Origin of the sequence: Synechococcus sp. MIT S9507, from assembly GCF_047304715.1 — a bacterium.
GTDB lineage: Bacteria > Cyanobacteriota > Cyanobacteriia > PCC-6307 > Cyanobiaceae > Synechococcus_C.
The window spans coordinates 787,614-802,082 of the sequence record NZ_CP138970.1 but is presented as its reverse complement, the minus strand read 5'-3'; the positions used below and the strand labels follow the sequence as shown (position 1 = coordinate 802,082).

Here is a 14,469-nt window from a genome sequence, read left to right as displayed (position 1 = left end):
CGGATTCAGGCTTCTGCAGTTGCCGCCTTGCAGCGATCCTTGATGAGATCCTTCTCGAATTCAGACTGGGGCGCGATCCAGTTTTTCCACATCCCGTTCGCGCCGGTGGCATTGATCTTCCCAGCGGAGCAGTTCACTGCCACGTAGAGCGACTGTCCATCGTTGTTCAGTGTCGGGGCCACCTCGCTACCACCCATCGACTGCCAGTTGCCCCAGTCGACCTGAAGGGGGCCATAGGAGCGCCAGGAAGCAGGTTTCGGCTGGGCACTTGTCTCGGTTGTTGTCTGACTGGCCTTGGCTGTCGTCACGGCTTTGACAACCTTGTCTTTTTCAGCCGCGGGCTTTTCAGCTGCGGAATTCACGGTTGCCGGTTTTGCTGACTTCGGTTTCGATTCCGCTGTTTTGGCCGTTGAAGGCTCGACGCTCTTTGGTTGTGACTTGACCTGAGCAGGCTTCCGTTCTTCAGGCTTGTTTTCGATCAAAGAGGGTTTCTGTTCCGCAGGTGTTGTCGAAGTGGCTGTTGAAGTGGTGCCGGTGCTCTCACTGGAGCGCAGCATCAGTTGGGTTCCGATGTTGACCTTGTCGGGATTCGTTATGGCATTGATGTTGATCAGTGAGGCCATGGGGATGTTGTACGCCATGGCGATCTGGGAAAGGGTCTGGCCTCGTGCCACGGTGTGGGAGATGGCACCCGGCTTGGCCTGAATCGGTACAGGCTTGGCTGTTGCTTTCGGCTTGGCCTGAGCGAGCACCGCGTTGCTTGGCAGCTTCAGGGTCTGACCGATCTCGACGTGATCAGCGCTCGACAGACCGTTCAGTGCCATCAACTGATGTTCACTCACCCGGTATTCCGCTGCAATGCCGCTGAGGGTGTCGCCTGACTGCACTCTGTGGCGACCTTTGCCGGCGGAAACATTCCCAGGCAGCCTCAGGCTCTGGCCCGCCTCCACATGGTCGGAGTTGCTGATGCCGTTGAGCCGCATCAGGCTGTTGAGAGACACGTCGTAGCGAGTCGCAATATCCGAAAGGGTCTCACCTGACTTGACCGTCACGTTGGCGGTTTGACCGGCGAGTGGTGTCAGGGCCATCGCGGCCAGGACGGTCAGGAGAGTGCGGCGCATACATGTCCGTTGGCTGGGCGAAACATAAGGTGCCTGTCGGCGAGCGCCAGTCCTCTCCCACCTTTGTTGTTGTGTTGGTCAGCTCAACAGACGACGGAATGTTTCCGGCTTCAGAGTGTAGGGCGGGTAGCGCTGAGGCAGATCAAGCCAGAACGGACGCCGAAGCACCGATCGTTCATGGGAAAAGGTTCTGAAACCGGCTTCGCCATGGTGGGCTCCCATTCCGCTGGCGCCCACACCTCCAAAGGGCAGGTCCGGCACGCCGAACTGCATCACCACGTCGTTGAAACACACGCCACCGGAGCTGGTGGTGCGCAGCAGATGATCCTGGTCGCTGTCGCTGCCGCCGAACAGGTAAAGAGCCAGAGGTTTGTCCTGCTTCTGAATCCGTTGAACAGCCTCATTCAGGTTTGCGATCTCCAGGACAGGTAGCAGCGGTCCGAACAGCTCATCGGCCATCAGCGGGTCTTCATCGTTCTGCACGTCGATCAGGGTTGGAGCAATCCGGCGCCTGACGGGATCGAACTCACCTCCAAGCAGCACGCGGCCATCGCTTTCGGCCTGCTTCAGCAGCGCCTCCAGCCGGCCGTAATGACGGTCATGGATCAGGCTTGCGAGCGATTCGGACTCCAGTGGATCGCTGCCATAGAGCTTCAGCCGTTCCTCGGCGATGGCCTGCAGCAGAGACTCGCGCACATCTGGCTGAACCAAAAGATGATCCGGTGCGATACAGGCCTGACCGGCATTGAATCCTTTCCCCCAGACAAGCCTGCGGGCCGTGACGGAGAGGTCTGCACCCGGCAGCACGATTGCGGGATTCTTGCCGCCGAGCTCCAGTGTCACGGGGGTGAGGTTGGCTGCGGCACCCTCAAGCACCTTGGCTCCAATCGTTCCACCACCGGTGAAGAAGATGTGGTCGAAGCGCTGCCGAACCAGTTGGGCGGCGACGGCACCATCGCCGTTGACCACCTGCACCACATCGTCTGCAAAGTGCTCGGGCACCAGCTGCGCGATCAGCTCTGCTGTTGCAGGGGCATGTTCGGAGGGTTTGATCACAGCGGTGTTGCCGGCCGCCAGGGCGCTCACCAGGGGCCACAACGTGAGACCGAAAGGCAGATTCCAAGGGCCGATCAGCAGCACACATCCGAGGGGCTCCCTGATCACTTCTGCACGACCAGGCCGCTGCATGAGCGGTACACGGATCCGGCGCGGTCGCATCCAGGCACGAAGGCGTCGTTCAGCCAGCTTGAGCTCCTGCAGCAGGGTCACCACCTCGGCCATGCCTTCCAGCCCGGGCTTGGCAAGGTCATGGCGCAGGGCTTCGAGGATCTCAGGCTCGTGCTGGGTCACCAGCTCACGCAGCCTCTGAAGCTGTTCCCGTCGCCATGCCTCAGGTCTGGTGATGCCCTTGAGCACGGGCTGGCGCAGGCGATCCAGGTCGGTGTCGGTGAATGTGGTTGCAGCGTTGGCCAGGACCATGACGGGGATGAGCGTGCTGTCAGTGCTGGGCATACTCGCAGCTTCTTCTGCGGAACGGTCGGCGCGGGGATGACGGTGACCGCGATCGCCTCTACACCGTGATCAGAGGCAACGGCCTGATGAGTCAGCAGCAGCCGTGGTGGAACGGCGCCGTCATCTACCAGCTGATCGTGCGCAGTTACCGCGACGGTAATGGTGACGGGATTGGAGATCTGCAGGGTCTTGCTAGCAGGCTTCCCTATCTGCGCTGGCTGGGCGTGGAAGCGATCTGGCTGACACCGATCTACCCCTCACCGCTGGATGACGGTGGGTATGACATCACCGACTTCAAGGCGATTCATCCGGATCTTGGCGATCTCGCGGCGTTTCATCGTTTTCTCACGGCAGCCCACGCCCAGGGACTCAAAGTGGTGATGGATCTGGTGATGAACCACACCAGCACACTGCACCCCTGGTTCCAGCGCGCCCGCTGGGCACCTCAGGGAAGTCCTGAACGTGAGATCTACGTCTGGAGCGATGACCCCCATCGCTATGCCGATGCCCCGGTGCTCTTCCGCCATTTCGAGTCGTCGAACTGGGAATGGGATGAGGTGGCAGGTCAGTACTTCCTCCACCGTTTTCTGCGTCACCAGCCTGACCTCAACTACGCCAATCCCTTCGTTCAGGAGGCGATGCTCGATGTGGTGGATTTCTGGATTGATCGTGGGGTCGACGGATTCCGCCTCGATGCCGTGCCGTTCCTCTGTGAAGAGGAGGGGTCGCGCTGTGAAGGCCTCCCTGAAACCCACGCTTTTCTCAAACGACTGCGACAGCGGGTGGATTCCCATGGTCGGGATGTGCTGCTGCTGGGGGAAGCGATTCAGCCTGTTGATGAAATCGCTCCCTACCTGCTGAAAGATGAACTCCATGGCGCCTATAACTTTGTCCTGACCGCCCATCTCTTTGCAGCGATCGCCAGCGGCAGGGTTGACAATCTGCGCAGATCTCTGCAGAAAGCTCAGCAGGTCGTCAGTGGCTGTCGCTGGGCGCTCCCCCTGCGCAACCACGATGAGCTGTGGCTGGGTGATGGTCACCTGATTCCGGAGGAGGTGATCCAGACCATCCGTGCCGGTCTTCATCAGGGCCAGGGCCATTGGCTCAACTGGGGCATCAATCGCCGCCTTGCGCCGCTGCTCAACGGCGACCCAGGTTCCAACCGCGTTCTTCACGCTCTGCTTTACAGCCTTCCAGGAATGCCCTGTCTGTATTACGGCGATGAGCTGGGCATGGGCGACTGGCCGGGATTACGGGACCGGGACCCCAACCGCACTCCCATGGCCTGGACGCCTGCGCGCAACGGCGGCTTCTCAACTGCACCTGACCCTCTTCTGGTGTTGCCGCCGATCACTGCTCCTGGTTACGACTACCGCGTGGTGAATGTGGAGGTTCAGAAGCAGCTTCCCGGATCGCTGCTGAACTGGCACCGGCGCATGCTCACCTGCCGGCGACTGTTGCCCGCACTGCGCCATGGTGATTTCGAGTTGCTGAAGTGTCCCCATCCCGGCGTGATCAGCTATGTGCGCTGTGATGGCGGCATGACGGTCCTGGTGGCCGCCAACCTCTCGGCGGCAGGGGCCTCTCTGCATCTCGACCTCAGTCGTTGGAGCGGTGAGCGCACCCGTGAGGTCTTCTGGGGATGTGAATATCCGCCTGCTTCCGAGGACTGGTTCGTCTATCTGCCAGCGCATGGATTCAGTTGGTGGCTGATCGGTGAAGTGGAGGATGTGACCTCTGATTCAGTGGGTTCTGAATAGTGAATTCCGAATTGAGAGTTCTGATCGGTACACCTTGATCAGAGTTTCAGTTCCAGAGGGGTGCTGTCACCTTGGCCGCACTGCTCGAGGATTTCAGTCACCACTGGGGCCAGCCGTTGCGCTTCATCGCGGTCGACCATGGCCAGCCGCGTTCGCCTGGCCAGCACGTCGGTGACGCTTTTCGCCTTTTCCTTCTGGACGGCGTGCCGCAGCTCTCCTCTGCAGACCGGCATCACCGTGCTGAGAGGTTCCCGCTCTTCCTCTGACCAGCTGTTGACCAGGGCTGCCGCATTGAGTCCATGTCCGTTCTCCAGGTGTTCAATCTGTTCCGATTGCCGAGGGGATTTCGGCAACAGCTCCTGGAGCGTTGACCGTTGTGCAATCAGCAGGCGTGGGGTTTGCAGGGGATCAGCGTCGGAACCGATCAGAGGTAGTTCCTTGGCCGGTGGCAGTGACTGTCCAAGTTGCTCAGCAACCGCCGTGAGGGTGTCGACAGCCATTGGGCGGCAGGTGGTCCACTTTCCTCCCATCACACTCACCAGTCCGCTCGGCAGCGTCTCAACCTCATGCTCACGGACGACACGGCTGCTGTTCACATCGGCATCGGCAGGCTTGAGCAGGGGTCTCCCTCCAGCCCAGCAGCTGCCGATGTCAATGCTGTTGAGATCCGGGAACCACCGCTTCACGTAGTCCAGGAGGTAGCTCTGTTCCTGTTCGGATGGAACAGCTGCCTGCGTTTGGCTGCATGGCGTGTCGGTGGTTCCCACCAATGTGCGCCCGAAGAAAGGCAGCATGAACAGCACTCGTCCGTCATCGGTTGAGGGCAGCAGCAGGCCGATGTGTTGCGGACAGAGACGCTGCTTCAAAACCAGATGCACTCCGCGGCTGGTCAGCATGCGCTCCTGACATCCCGGTTCGGCCATTCGCCTCAGTGCATCGGAGTGAATGCCGGTGGCGTTGACCACCACACGGGCTTGCCAACGCTCTCTCCGGCCATCAGCACTTTCGCTGATGGCTCCGCACACTTTTCCGTGGCTGTCTTTTTCCAGTTCCACAACAGTTGTCCGTGTACGCACAACCGCCCCGTGTTGCTCGGCGCTGAGAGCCATCAGCAGGTTCAGCCTGGCATCGTCAAACTGCCCATCGCTGTAGGCAACCCCTCCGCTGACATCGCTGCGGAGATCGGGTAGCGCTTCATGCAGCAGCGATCGAGACAGCAGCCGGCTGCTGCCGATTCCGGAACGACCGGAGAGGGCGTCGTACATGCCCAGACCGAATCGGTAATAAAGCTGGCCGATCAGCCCTTCCGTGGGCAAAGCCAGTTCAAGGCGATGCGCAAGAAACGGGGCCTGTTTCAGCCAGTGACCGCGCTCCAGCAATGCTTCTCGAACCAGGCGAAGCTGAGCGGTGTCGGCGGTCTTGAACGCCAGTTCGAGGTAACGAACACCCCCATGCAGCAGCTTGGTGCTGCGAGAACTTGTTCCCCCACTCAGATCATGGCCCTCGAGCAGGGCCACCTTGAGTCCCCGGCTGATGGCCTCATAGGCCACGCAGGCTCCACTGGCCCCGCCGCCGATCACAAGCAGGTCGAAGCAGGTGTCATTCATGCCAGCGAAGGCTCCTTGAGATGGCATCGCTCCACTGCTTAAGCCACTCATGGCGTTGTTTGGAATCGAGCGAGGGTTCAAAAACGTCTGCCTGATTCCCGCGGAGTGATCTCAGATCCTCCAGGTCGTTGATCAGTCCGGCCTGAACTCCTGCCATCAGTGCGACTCCACGGGCGGTGCTCTGCAGGTAGGCCGGACGTCGCACCCTCAGCCCGGTGCTGTCGGCCTGGGCCTGCAGCAGTGGATCCGAAGCTGCTGCACCACCATCCACCGCCAGCTCCCCGAGCCCCTGGCCGATGGACTGTTCCGCCAGCTGCACGAGGCCGGCCACCGAAAGTGCGATGCCCTCAAGCGCCGCACGGGCGATCTGACCGCGACCGCTGTCGCGGGTCAGGCCGATCAGCAGGCCTCGAGCGGCAGGATCCCAGTGGGGTGTCCCCCAGCCGGTGAAGGCGGGTACAAGCATGACCCCACCTGCATCCGGGACGCTGAGTGCCAGCTGATTGACCTCCTCAGCGGTCTCGATGATTCCCAGTCCGTCCCGCAGCCACTGCACCACCGTGCCGGCGTTGAAGAGGCTGCCCTCCAGGCAGTAGGTGGGCTCTCCTCGGTCGTCTGTCCAGCCGAGGGTGCTCAGCAACCCAGCATCACTGCGTTGAATGTTGCTGCCTGTGTTCACCACAAGAAATGCACCAGTGCCATAGGTGCATTTGGCTTCCCCTTGCGCCAGACACAGCTGACCAAGAGTGGCGGCTTGCTGGTCACCCAGCAGAGCATGGATTGGCACGCCTGCGAACGGGAGTCCAGAAGCGATCGCTCCGAAGTCGCCACGGCAGGGCACCAGCTCCGGCAGTGCACTCAGGGGCAGGCCTGACTGTTCACAGAATGCTTCGACCCATTCTCGTTTTTTGAGGTCCATCAGCAGGGTGCGACTCGCATTGCTCATGTCGGAGCAGTGCCTTGTGCGGCCGCTGAGATGCCAAAGCAACCAGCTGTCCACCGTGCCGAAGCAGAGATCATCACTGGCGGCAGCGCTGGAGGCGCTCGCCTCATGCTGCATCAGCCAGCTGATCTTGCTGGCACTGAAGTAGGGGTCCAGGAGCAGTCCGGTCCGGGTGCGCCATTCGTGCTCCAGGCCTTCCTCTTTCCACCGCTGACAGATGTCCGTTGTGCGGCCGTCCTGCCAGACAAGGGCAGGTCCGCAGGGCTGCCCGTCGCTGCGTCGCCACAGAACCGTTGTCTCCCTTTGATTGGAAACACCGCAGGCGACAACGGCGCCTCTCTGCTCCGGGCTGATGGATTGGGACAGGCGCTCCATCGCCAGACGCTGGCTTTCCCAGATCTCGCTGGGGCTCTGTTCCACCCATCCGTCAGCTGGATAGCTGATGGCCAGGGGAGCACTGGCGCTTGCAACGGGGTTGCCACGCGTGTCGAACAGGGCGGCGCGTGAGCTGCTGGTGCCCTGATCCAGTGCAAGAAGGAGGGGCGTTGCTGCCATGGACTGGTCGTTTTTAGAGTGCTAGCCGCACTTTTCGGCTGTCGCCACGCGTTATCGCGCGTTGACGCCACCGAAAGCAGTTGAGGCTCCAGAGCAGCAATCCTTTCTTGATTGCCTCCGGACTCAACACCCGGTGCCTGGGTGTTGAGTGAAGCCCTTGTCGAGACTTGAACTCGAGACCTCTCCCTTACCAAGGGAGTGCTCTACCGCTGAGCTACAAGGGCTTGTGGTGGATGGGCCGGGTTGGATTTGAACCAACGTAGGCAGAGCCAGCGGATTTACAGTCCGCCCCCATTAACCACTCGGGCACCGACCCGAACCACTGGAAGAACTTACCAGTCGGCCAGGCGATCTTTCAGCGGTCTGTGTCTCTCGTTGGTTCTCGATACGATTGGAATCGAAAGGAATACTCCTTAGGCCATGCGCCTGCTGCTCCTGAACGGTCCCAACCTCAACCTGCTGGGGCAACGAGAACCAGGTCTTTATGGACATCAGACTCTCGAGCAGATTGAGGGAGAGCTGAGTCAGCGCGCAGCTGCAGCAGGCGTGCAACTGGACTGTTTTCAAAGCAATTTCGAAGGAGCTCTGGTGGAGCGTGTCCACCAGGCCATTGGCGAGGTCGATGGGATTCTCCTGAATGCAGGCGCCTACACCCACACTTCGATTGCCTTGCGTGATGCTCTGCTGGGTGTGGCCATTCCTTACGTCGAGCTGCATCTCAGCAACACGCATGCCCGTGAGCCCTTTCGCCATAACTCCTTTCTGGCTGATCGTGCGGTTGGTGTGGTGAGTGGCTTCGGTCCCTTCAGTTATGACCTGGCCTTCGATGGCCTGCTGAACCACCTGCGCAGAGCTGCAGCATGACCATCACCTCTTCGGTGCCCAGCATCCGCTGGCTTGCAGCACCCACCAGCCGTGACTGGGTTGAGCAGGCCATCGCCAGACCGATGGAGGTGCTGATCGACCATGCCCATTGCGAACGCAAAGCGGCTGGGGCCGCGGTGCAGCTGATGTTCAGATATTTGTGTGAGCCGGGTCTGGGCGAGGCTCTCAGTCCGCTGGCGCGGGAGGAGCTTGAGCACTTTGAGCGGGTGCTGAGGCTTCTGAAGGATCGGGGCCGCTACCTGGAGCCTTTGCCCTCGCCTGGTTATGGAGCATGGCTGGCCAAGCAGGTGCGTCGGAGAGAGCCCGAGCGCATGCTCGATTCGTTTCTGGTGGCGGGATTGATCGAGGCTCGGAGCCACGAGCGGATGGCATTGCTGGCCGAGCACAGTCCGGATCCAGATCTGCGCCTGCTCTATGGAGACCTGTTGAAGAGTGAAGCTCGACACTTCGGTCTTTATTGGGTGTTGTGTGCCGACCGTTATCCAAGGGACCTGATTGTGCCTCGACTTCATGAGCTGGCCGCGGCTGAAGTGGATGCGCTTCGTGGCGAGCTGCCTACTCCTGAGGCCGTGCGCATGCATTCAGTGGGAGTTGATGCCTGACCAGGGGTCTACTGATCCCCTGACAACATCTAGTGACGGCATGGTTCGTCGATTGATGCAGCCTGCATTGAGCCTCAGATGCGGGACCTTTGTAATCAGAGTCCAAAAGAAGTCTGAAGAGACTCGCCATGGAGCCTGGGTCAGTTCTAAGATTGACCCAGTCACTTTGCGATGTCGATGTTTGACCCTGTGACCGCCGTTGCCGATTCGCTGCAGGCTTTGAGGAACGGCACCACCGATGAGCAGTGGGATGGCCTCAAGTCCGACCCGCTCGTGCGTGATCTGATCGGCCGTTGCGCTGACCTAGAAGCTGCCTTGCTGCTGAGCGAAGAGTCGCTGGTCAAGGAGTTGCCGACCAGCAGGACCTCATCATTGAAATCACCGGTTGAGGCTCGTTTGCTGCTCGCAGCCTGATTCCCACGACGTGTTGAGGCTGGGATAGCGGTCGGCGATCGAATCGCCTGTGAATTCGGCGACCCAGCCGCTGGGATTGTTGAAAAATCTCAGTGTGCAGAACCATGGGTTGACGCCCATGTCAAACCAATGGCGAGTCCCGGCTGGAACACTGATCCAGTCATTGGTTTCGCAGAGCACCTGCAACACTTCATCGCCGATGTGCAGGCAGAACAGACCGCAGCCCTCAACGAAGAAGCGCACCTCATCCTCGGCGTGAACATGTTCCTTGAGAAACTTCTGCCGCAGGGCCACTCGGTCAGGATGATCGGGCAGCACCCTGATGGCATCGACACTTGGGAAATTGCCGCGTTCCTTTGTCCACTCGATTTCGCGTCTGTAAGCCGCCAGGATCTCTGCGGCTGAGGCGTTGAAATCCAGCTGATGCTGCGCAGGCCAGCGTTCGAAGCCGATGCCTCGCTGCTTCAGCAGATCCTGAATCCTTCCGCCGTCCCGTGTTTGCATCTGGACGTCGTTGGTGGCAACTGAATAAAGAGTGAGTTCACTCATGGTGCTGGAGTCTGGACAGAACCAGTGAATGAGGCTGCTTCCAGCCTGTTCATCATGCTGGATGGCTGGTTGGCCTGGTTTGCCATTGTCCATCTCGTCCGAGTGTTCTCCGAATCAGCTCACGCTGGTCGGTGTGGGCCCGGGAAATCCCGAGCTGCTCACGGTGGCTGCTGTTCGAGCCCTTGAAGCCGCTGATGTTGTTGCCCATCCCATTGCCCATGAAGGAGCAGAGGGCATGGCCCTAACGATCGCCTCCCGCTGGCTTCGGTCTGATCAGCGTTGCCTGCCTCTGTTGTTCCCGATGGTTGCTGAGGCTCAGCCACGAATCACAGCCTGGAGACAGGCTGCTGATGCGCTGGTCGAAGAGGTCAGAGCCGGCCACCGGGTGGTGCTGCTCTGTGAAGGGGATGTGTCGCTGTTTGCTACGGGGAGCTACGTGCAGCTGGCTTTGCGTCGTCATCACCCAGATGTGCCATTCGCCTTGATTCCAGGCGTTCCATCTGTTTGTGCGGCGGCGGCAGCCGCAGTCGAAGGGGCTCACGACAGTCCTCTGGCCTTTCAGCAGGAGGGGCTGCTGATTCGCCCCTGTCCGGAGACTGGCGCCGAGTTCGTCGCTTTGCTTGACACTGCACGCCAAACATCCACCGTGCTCGCTTTGCTCAAAGTGGGGCAGCGCTGGTCCTGGGTTCGTGGCGCGCTGGAGCAGGCAAAGCTGCTTGATCAAGCGCTCTTCGCTCAGCGGGTCGGTTGGCCCGATCAGTGGGTGACACCGGCTCGGGCGGTGCCAGATGATGTGAAGCCCTACTTCTCACTGTTGCTGATCCGTCAGTTCTGGCCAGAGGTGTTGCCTTGACTGCCGCTCTGCAACCGCTGACACCGCTGCAATGGCTGGCGCTCGTGCATCCGGTGCTGATCATCCTGTTTGTCTATCCCGTGATCGGCGCAACGATCCGGCTGGGAATTCTGGCCAGGGAGCGCCGTCTGGAGATCAATCCCATCGCTCCAACCGTTCCTGTTGAACATGTGGATCACGGTCGCTGGGCGACGGCTGGCCTGCTCGTGGCTGTGCTGTTTGCCTTGAGTCACGACCTGGCTGCCGCCGGCGCCGGCGCCGGCAGCTGGTTGGTGGCCCTTGTTCAGGCATCCGGGGTTGTTGTGTCGTTCCTGGCCCTGCTGCGCACCCGTCGACTGGCCCTGCGGCTGCTGTTGTCCTGGAGCTGTTGGTTGTTTCTGCTGCTGATCACGATTCAGCCTCTGCTGGTGAGAGATCGCGCGCTGGCGGCTCCTGCGGTCTGGCAGTCGCACACCTGGGGCGGACTGTTGCTGCTCGCATTCCTGCTGCTCACCATGGCCTGTCAGCGGGAGATCTCAGGGCGTCTGTGGATGCGCCGGATTCATGTGGCTCTGAACGTTTTTGTGGCATTGCTCCTGGCAACGCAGGCCATCACCGGGACCCGTGATCTCTGGCTTGGTTGAGGCTCGGTGCAGTGGGGTTTGTGGCAACAGGCAGCGATGGAACGGTTGGCGTGACGGCAGGGTGAACAGACGGCTGATCAAGACGATCAATGCTTGCCATTCCGGTGATGCCTGACGTTCAGGCCAGCATCCAGGCCTGCAGAACAGCCAGAGGATGAGCTGCTGTCGATTTCGGTCGCTGAGTTCCTGCCAGCGCAGCGCAACTCGGTTGCCCTGCTTGCGTTCCTCCACAACAGGCAGAGCGGGCACCTCGTTGGTCCAGTGAAGTCGTTCGAGGTTCACCTCCGCCGGTAAGGGAATGGCGGTGTCAAGTTCCACGCCGGTTTCGCTGAGGGCCGTGATTCGACAGGGTCGCCGCAGTCCATCGCTGTCCTCCAGCTCGGCTGGCAAACAAGCGGCCTGCCATGGGGCCGGGTCGTGTGCGGGTGGATCCCAGCAGGCGCGCAGTGCAATCCAGAGGCTGAGCAGGTTGATCACGGCCCAGGTCAGACCAAGGGGCCTGGAGTCGAGGATCTCGCTGTCCAGTGATGGTGTCGTCATCAGTCCGTACAGGTTGATCAGGTTCAGCAGCAGCAGCGCCAGCAGAGGTGTCACCAGAGCAAAGCTGAAGCTGCCTCGGTCCCGTTTCTGGTGTTTCGGTGTCACGCGAAAGCCGCCAATGTGTCCCAGCAGATTGGTGAAAATGGTCAGCGTCAGCGGCACCGTGAGCACCCAGCCGGTGAGTTCGCTCAGCAGGGCGGTGCGGGAGCCTCTGTTGATCCAGCCGATGCTGAGCAGAAGAGTTGCCCAGAGCGGCAACAGCATGCGCAGGGCTTCATCGGTGTTGATCAGGATGGGAACGGTGCCGAGCAGGCCGTAGCTGAGCGGCATCAACATCAGCACCAGTCGTGGCATGTTGTTGAACCAGTGCACAACGCCCTCGAGGTAAGCCATCCGCTCGCCGATTCGCAGGTCACCCCGGCCCAGCGGTCCGTCATGGAGTCGCAGGCTTTGCAGCGTTCCGTTCGCCCAGCGCTGCCGTTGTCTTACGAAGTCGGCCATCGTTTCAGCGGCCAGACCTGCACTGAGCTTCTGTTGGAGATAGAGCAGTTTCCAGCCTCGGCGGCGGAGCCTCAGACCGGTGACGAAATCCTCTGAGATCGCCTGTTCCCTGAAACCTCCAACTGAATCGATGGCGCTGCGGCGAGCCAGAAAGGCAGTGCCGGCGCACACCACGGCCCCCCAGCCATCCCGGACAGGTTCGATCCATCGGTAAAAGCTTTCTTCATCGGGCAGCAGCCAGCGTTCCATGACCAGATTGCGCATCACGGGATCGGCGTTGATGAAGGTCTGCGGGGTCTGAAGCAGTCCCACCTTGGGGTCCTGGAAAAAACCGATGCAGCACTCGAGAAAATCTCTCTGTGGAATGAAGTCAGCGTCGAACACCGCCAGCAGCTCGCCGTTGCAATGGCGCAGGCCGGCATTGAGATTGCCGGCTTTGGCACTGTTGCGCTCAGGGCGGTGGCGATAACGACAGCCGAGCCTGAGCGCCAGCTGCTTCACTTCCGGACGGCCGCTGTCATCCAGCACCCAGACGCGACGGTTTTGATAGTCCAGATGGCAGCAGGCGATCAGGCTGCGTTCCAACACTTCGAGGGGTTCTCCGTAGGTGGGCACAAGGACGTCGACCGGCGGTCGCCAGTCGCTGTTCCGCCATTCCTCTCTCAGTTGTTGCACCCTGGTTCGACGGTCGGGAAAGCGACGCCAGGAGAGCCATAACGGCAACAGGCCTGACAGCAGCAGCCAGGCTTCCGCGCACAGCAACAACAGGCTCAACCCCGTGCTCAGCTGAGTGTTCAGGTTGAGGCTGCTGGTGATCCGCCAGTGCAGGTAGCGGGCTGTCAGCAGGCTGATCAGCACGATCAGACTGCGCCGCTTCCAGACCGGGCTTTGCTGCTCTGGCTGCCGGTTCAACCAGAGCGGCCACACCAGCACAAGCAGTGGCAGCCAATTCAAGCCAGCTGCTCCTGCTGCTGTTGAAGCAGTGACAGAGCCTGATCAGGAGTGGGTGCACGCATCAGTTTCTGGCGGAACTGAGATGCACCGGTGAATCCCGTGCAGGTCCAGCTCATGTGTTTGCGAGCGATCAGCAGGCCGTGATCTCCACGCGACTCAACCAGTGCCTGCAATTGTTCTGAGGCCAGCATCAGGCGTTCCCTCGGCCCTGGAGTGAGGGGAATGGCGCGACCGCTCAGTGCCGCATCGATCTGTCCAACCAGCCAGGGGGCCCCCATGGTCCCTCGCCCCACCATCACTCCATCTGCCCCGGTTTTCTCAAGGCAGCGCAAGGCTGCTTCAGGGCTGTTGACATCGCCGTTGGCGATCACGGGAATGCCCAGTGAACGCTTGACAGCCGCAATGGCTTCCCAGTCAGCTGCTCCGCTGAAGCGTTGTTCTCTTGTGCGGCCGTGCAAGGTCAGAAGAGTGGCACCTGCATCCTGCAGCTGTCTGCTCCAGGAGACAGCCGCGTGATGGCATCCTTCAACCTGCGGTTGATTGCACCATCCCAGGCGTGTCTTCACCGTGACAGGCACGCCCACGGCTGAAGCCACGGTTTCAACGATCCTGCAGGCCAGACCGGGATCGCGGATCAAGCCGCTGCCCCCGCCTTTGCGGGCGATTTTTCGCACCGGACATCCCATGTTGATGTCGATCAGGAAGGCACCGGCGTCCTCGGCGCGACGAGCCGCATCAGCCATTGCTGCCGGTCTGTGATCGAACAGCTGGACGCCGATCGGTCCGGTTTCCTCGCTCAGCTCCTCGACTTTTCCCCTGCCGTGGCCCAGCTCAAGACTGGTGGCATTCACCATTTCCGTGAACAGCAGAGCGTCCGGCGCCCAGCGCCTCACCAGAGCACGGAAAATTCTGTCGCTGACTCCTGCCAGTGGAGACTGCATCACGGTGCATCGCAGGATGCGTTCGACGCTGCTTCCACTCAGCCGCAGAGCCCTGGCCATCGGGACTTGATTCAGTTCACGCATCCTCGCCATCCGCAGGTCTCAATCC

The 14,469-nt window shown here is 60.8% G+C and carries 13 protein-coding genes and 2 tRNA genes; 6 read left to right on the top strand and 9 right to left on the bottom strand.

All coding sequences use genetic code 11. From position 1 onward, the window contains the following. Window positions 1-5: 5 nt before the first annotated feature. Both SIB83_RS04260 and SIB83_RS04255 read right to left on the bottom strand, forming a co-directional pair. Window positions 6-1,121 (bottom strand): LysM peptidoglycan-binding domain-containing protein, encoded by a 1,116-nt coding sequence (locus tag SIB83_RS04260; protein ID WP_413746889.1) that lies wholly within the window; start codon window positions 1,119-1,121, stop codon window positions 6-8. 78 nt (window positions 1,122-1,199) lie between these two features. After that, complete coding sequence (locus tag SIB83_RS04255) at window positions 1,200-2,600, bottom strand: aldehyde dehydrogenase family protein (RefSeq protein ID WP_413747286.1); 1,401 nt, start codon at window positions 2,598-2,600, stop codon at window positions 1,200-1,202. Window positions 2,601-2,719: 119 nt separating this feature from the next. On the opposite strand from SIB83_RS04255, the gene SIB83_RS04250 reads away from it, so the two are divergent. Next, a complete protein-coding gene (locus SIB83_RS04250) occupies window positions 2,720-4,393 on the top strand; it encodes an alpha-amylase family protein (RefSeq protein ID WP_413746888.1) in 1,674 nt (557 codons plus the stop codon). A gap of 38 nt (window positions 4,394-4,431) precedes the next feature. Here the strand turns inward: SIB83_RS04250 and SIB83_RS04245 are convergent, their stop codons facing one another. From SIB83_RS04245 to SIB83_RS04230, 4 genes are all read right to left on the bottom strand, one after another. Then, complete coding sequence (locus tag SIB83_RS04245; RefSeq protein WP_413746887.1) at window positions 4,432-6,000, bottom strand: FAD-dependent oxidoreductase; 1,569 nt, start codon at window positions 5,998-6,000, stop codon at window positions 4,432-4,434. Continuing rightward, complete coding sequence (glpK, locus tag SIB83_RS04240; RefSeq protein ID WP_413746886.1) at window positions 5,993-7,498, bottom strand: glycerol kinase GlpK; 1,506 nt, start codon at window positions 7,496-7,498, stop codon at window positions 5,993-5,995. Before glpK ends, SIB83_RS04245 begins: the two co-directional genes overlap by 8 nt. 152 nt (window positions 7,499-7,650) lie before the next feature. Further along, a tRNA-Thr gene (locus tag SIB83_RS04235) sits at window positions 7,651-7,722 on the bottom strand. Window positions 7,723-7,732: 10 nt separating this feature from the next. Then, window positions 7,733-7,814: transfer RNA gene (locus SIB83_RS04230), tRNA-Tyr, on the bottom strand. Window positions 7,815-7,918: 104 nt separating this feature from the next. Between SIB83_RS04230 and aroQ the strand changes: the two genes are divergently transcribed. From aroQ to SIB83_RS04215, 3 genes are all read left to right on the top strand, one after another. Then, the gene (gene aroQ / locus SIB83_RS04225) at window positions 7,919-8,362 is read left to right on the top strand and encodes a type II 3-dehydroquinate dehydratase (protein WP_413746885.1); all 444 of its coding nucleotides are present in this window, start codon (window positions 7,919-7,921) and stop codon (window positions 8,360-8,362) included. Beyond that, window positions 8,359-8,985 (top strand): tRNA-(ms[2]io[6]A)-hydroxylase, encoded by a 627-nt coding sequence (locus SIB83_RS04220; RefSeq protein ID WP_413746884.1) that lies wholly within the window; start codon window positions 8,359-8,361, stop codon window positions 8,983-8,985. Before aroQ ends, SIB83_RS04220 begins: the two co-directional genes overlap by 4 nt. A 171-nt stretch (window positions 8,986-9,156) precedes the next feature. Next, window positions 9,157-9,399 (top strand): hypothetical protein, encoded by a 243-nt coding sequence (locus tag SIB83_RS04215; protein ID WP_413403782.1) that lies wholly within the window; start codon window positions 9,157-9,159, stop codon window positions 9,397-9,399. Here the strand turns inward: SIB83_RS04215 and SIB83_RS04210 are convergent. Continuing rightward, on the bottom strand, window positions 9,364-9,948 hold the full coding sequence (locus SIB83_RS04210; RefSeq protein WP_413746883.1) for a 1,2-dihydroxy-3-keto-5-methylthiopentene dioxygenase: 585 nt from the start codon (window positions 9,946-9,948) through the stop codon (window positions 9,364-9,366). The two genes, SIB83_RS04215 and SIB83_RS04210, sit on opposite strands and share 36 nt — an antisense overlap. 61 nt (window positions 9,949-10,009) lie before the next feature. On the opposite strand from SIB83_RS04210, the gene cobI reads away from it, so the two are divergent. Next, entirely contained in the window at window positions 10,010-10,801 is a 792-nt protein-coding gene (gene cobI / locus SIB83_RS04205; protein ID WP_413746882.1) for a precorrin-2 C(20)-methyltransferase, read from the top strand. Further along, complete coding sequence (locus SIB83_RS04200; RefSeq protein WP_413746881.1) at window positions 10,798-11,424, top strand: DUF4079 domain-containing protein; 627 nt, start codon at window positions 10,798-10,800, stop codon at window positions 11,422-11,424. The genes cobI and SIB83_RS04200 overlap by 4 nt, the downstream gene beginning before the upstream one ends. Here the strand turns inward: SIB83_RS04200 and SIB83_RS04195 are convergent. Both SIB83_RS04195 and dusB read right to left on the bottom strand, forming a co-directional pair. Continuing rightward, the gene (locus tag SIB83_RS04195) at window positions 11,317-13,419 is read right to left on the bottom strand and encodes a glycosyltransferase family 2 protein (RefSeq protein ID WP_413746880.1); all 2,103 of its coding nucleotides are present in this window, start codon (window positions 13,417-13,419) and stop codon (window positions 11,317-11,319) included. The two genes, SIB83_RS04200 and SIB83_RS04195, sit on opposite strands and share 108 nt — an antisense overlap. Next, window positions 13,416-14,444: a tRNA dihydrouridine synthase DusB gene (gene dusB, locus SIB83_RS04190; RefSeq protein WP_413747285.1), complete on the bottom strand. Its 1,029-nt coding sequence runs from the start codon at window positions 14,442-14,444 to the stop codon at window positions 13,416-13,418. Before dusB ends, SIB83_RS04195 begins: the two co-directional genes overlap by 4 nt. Window positions 14,445-14,469: the final 25 nt, after the last annotated feature.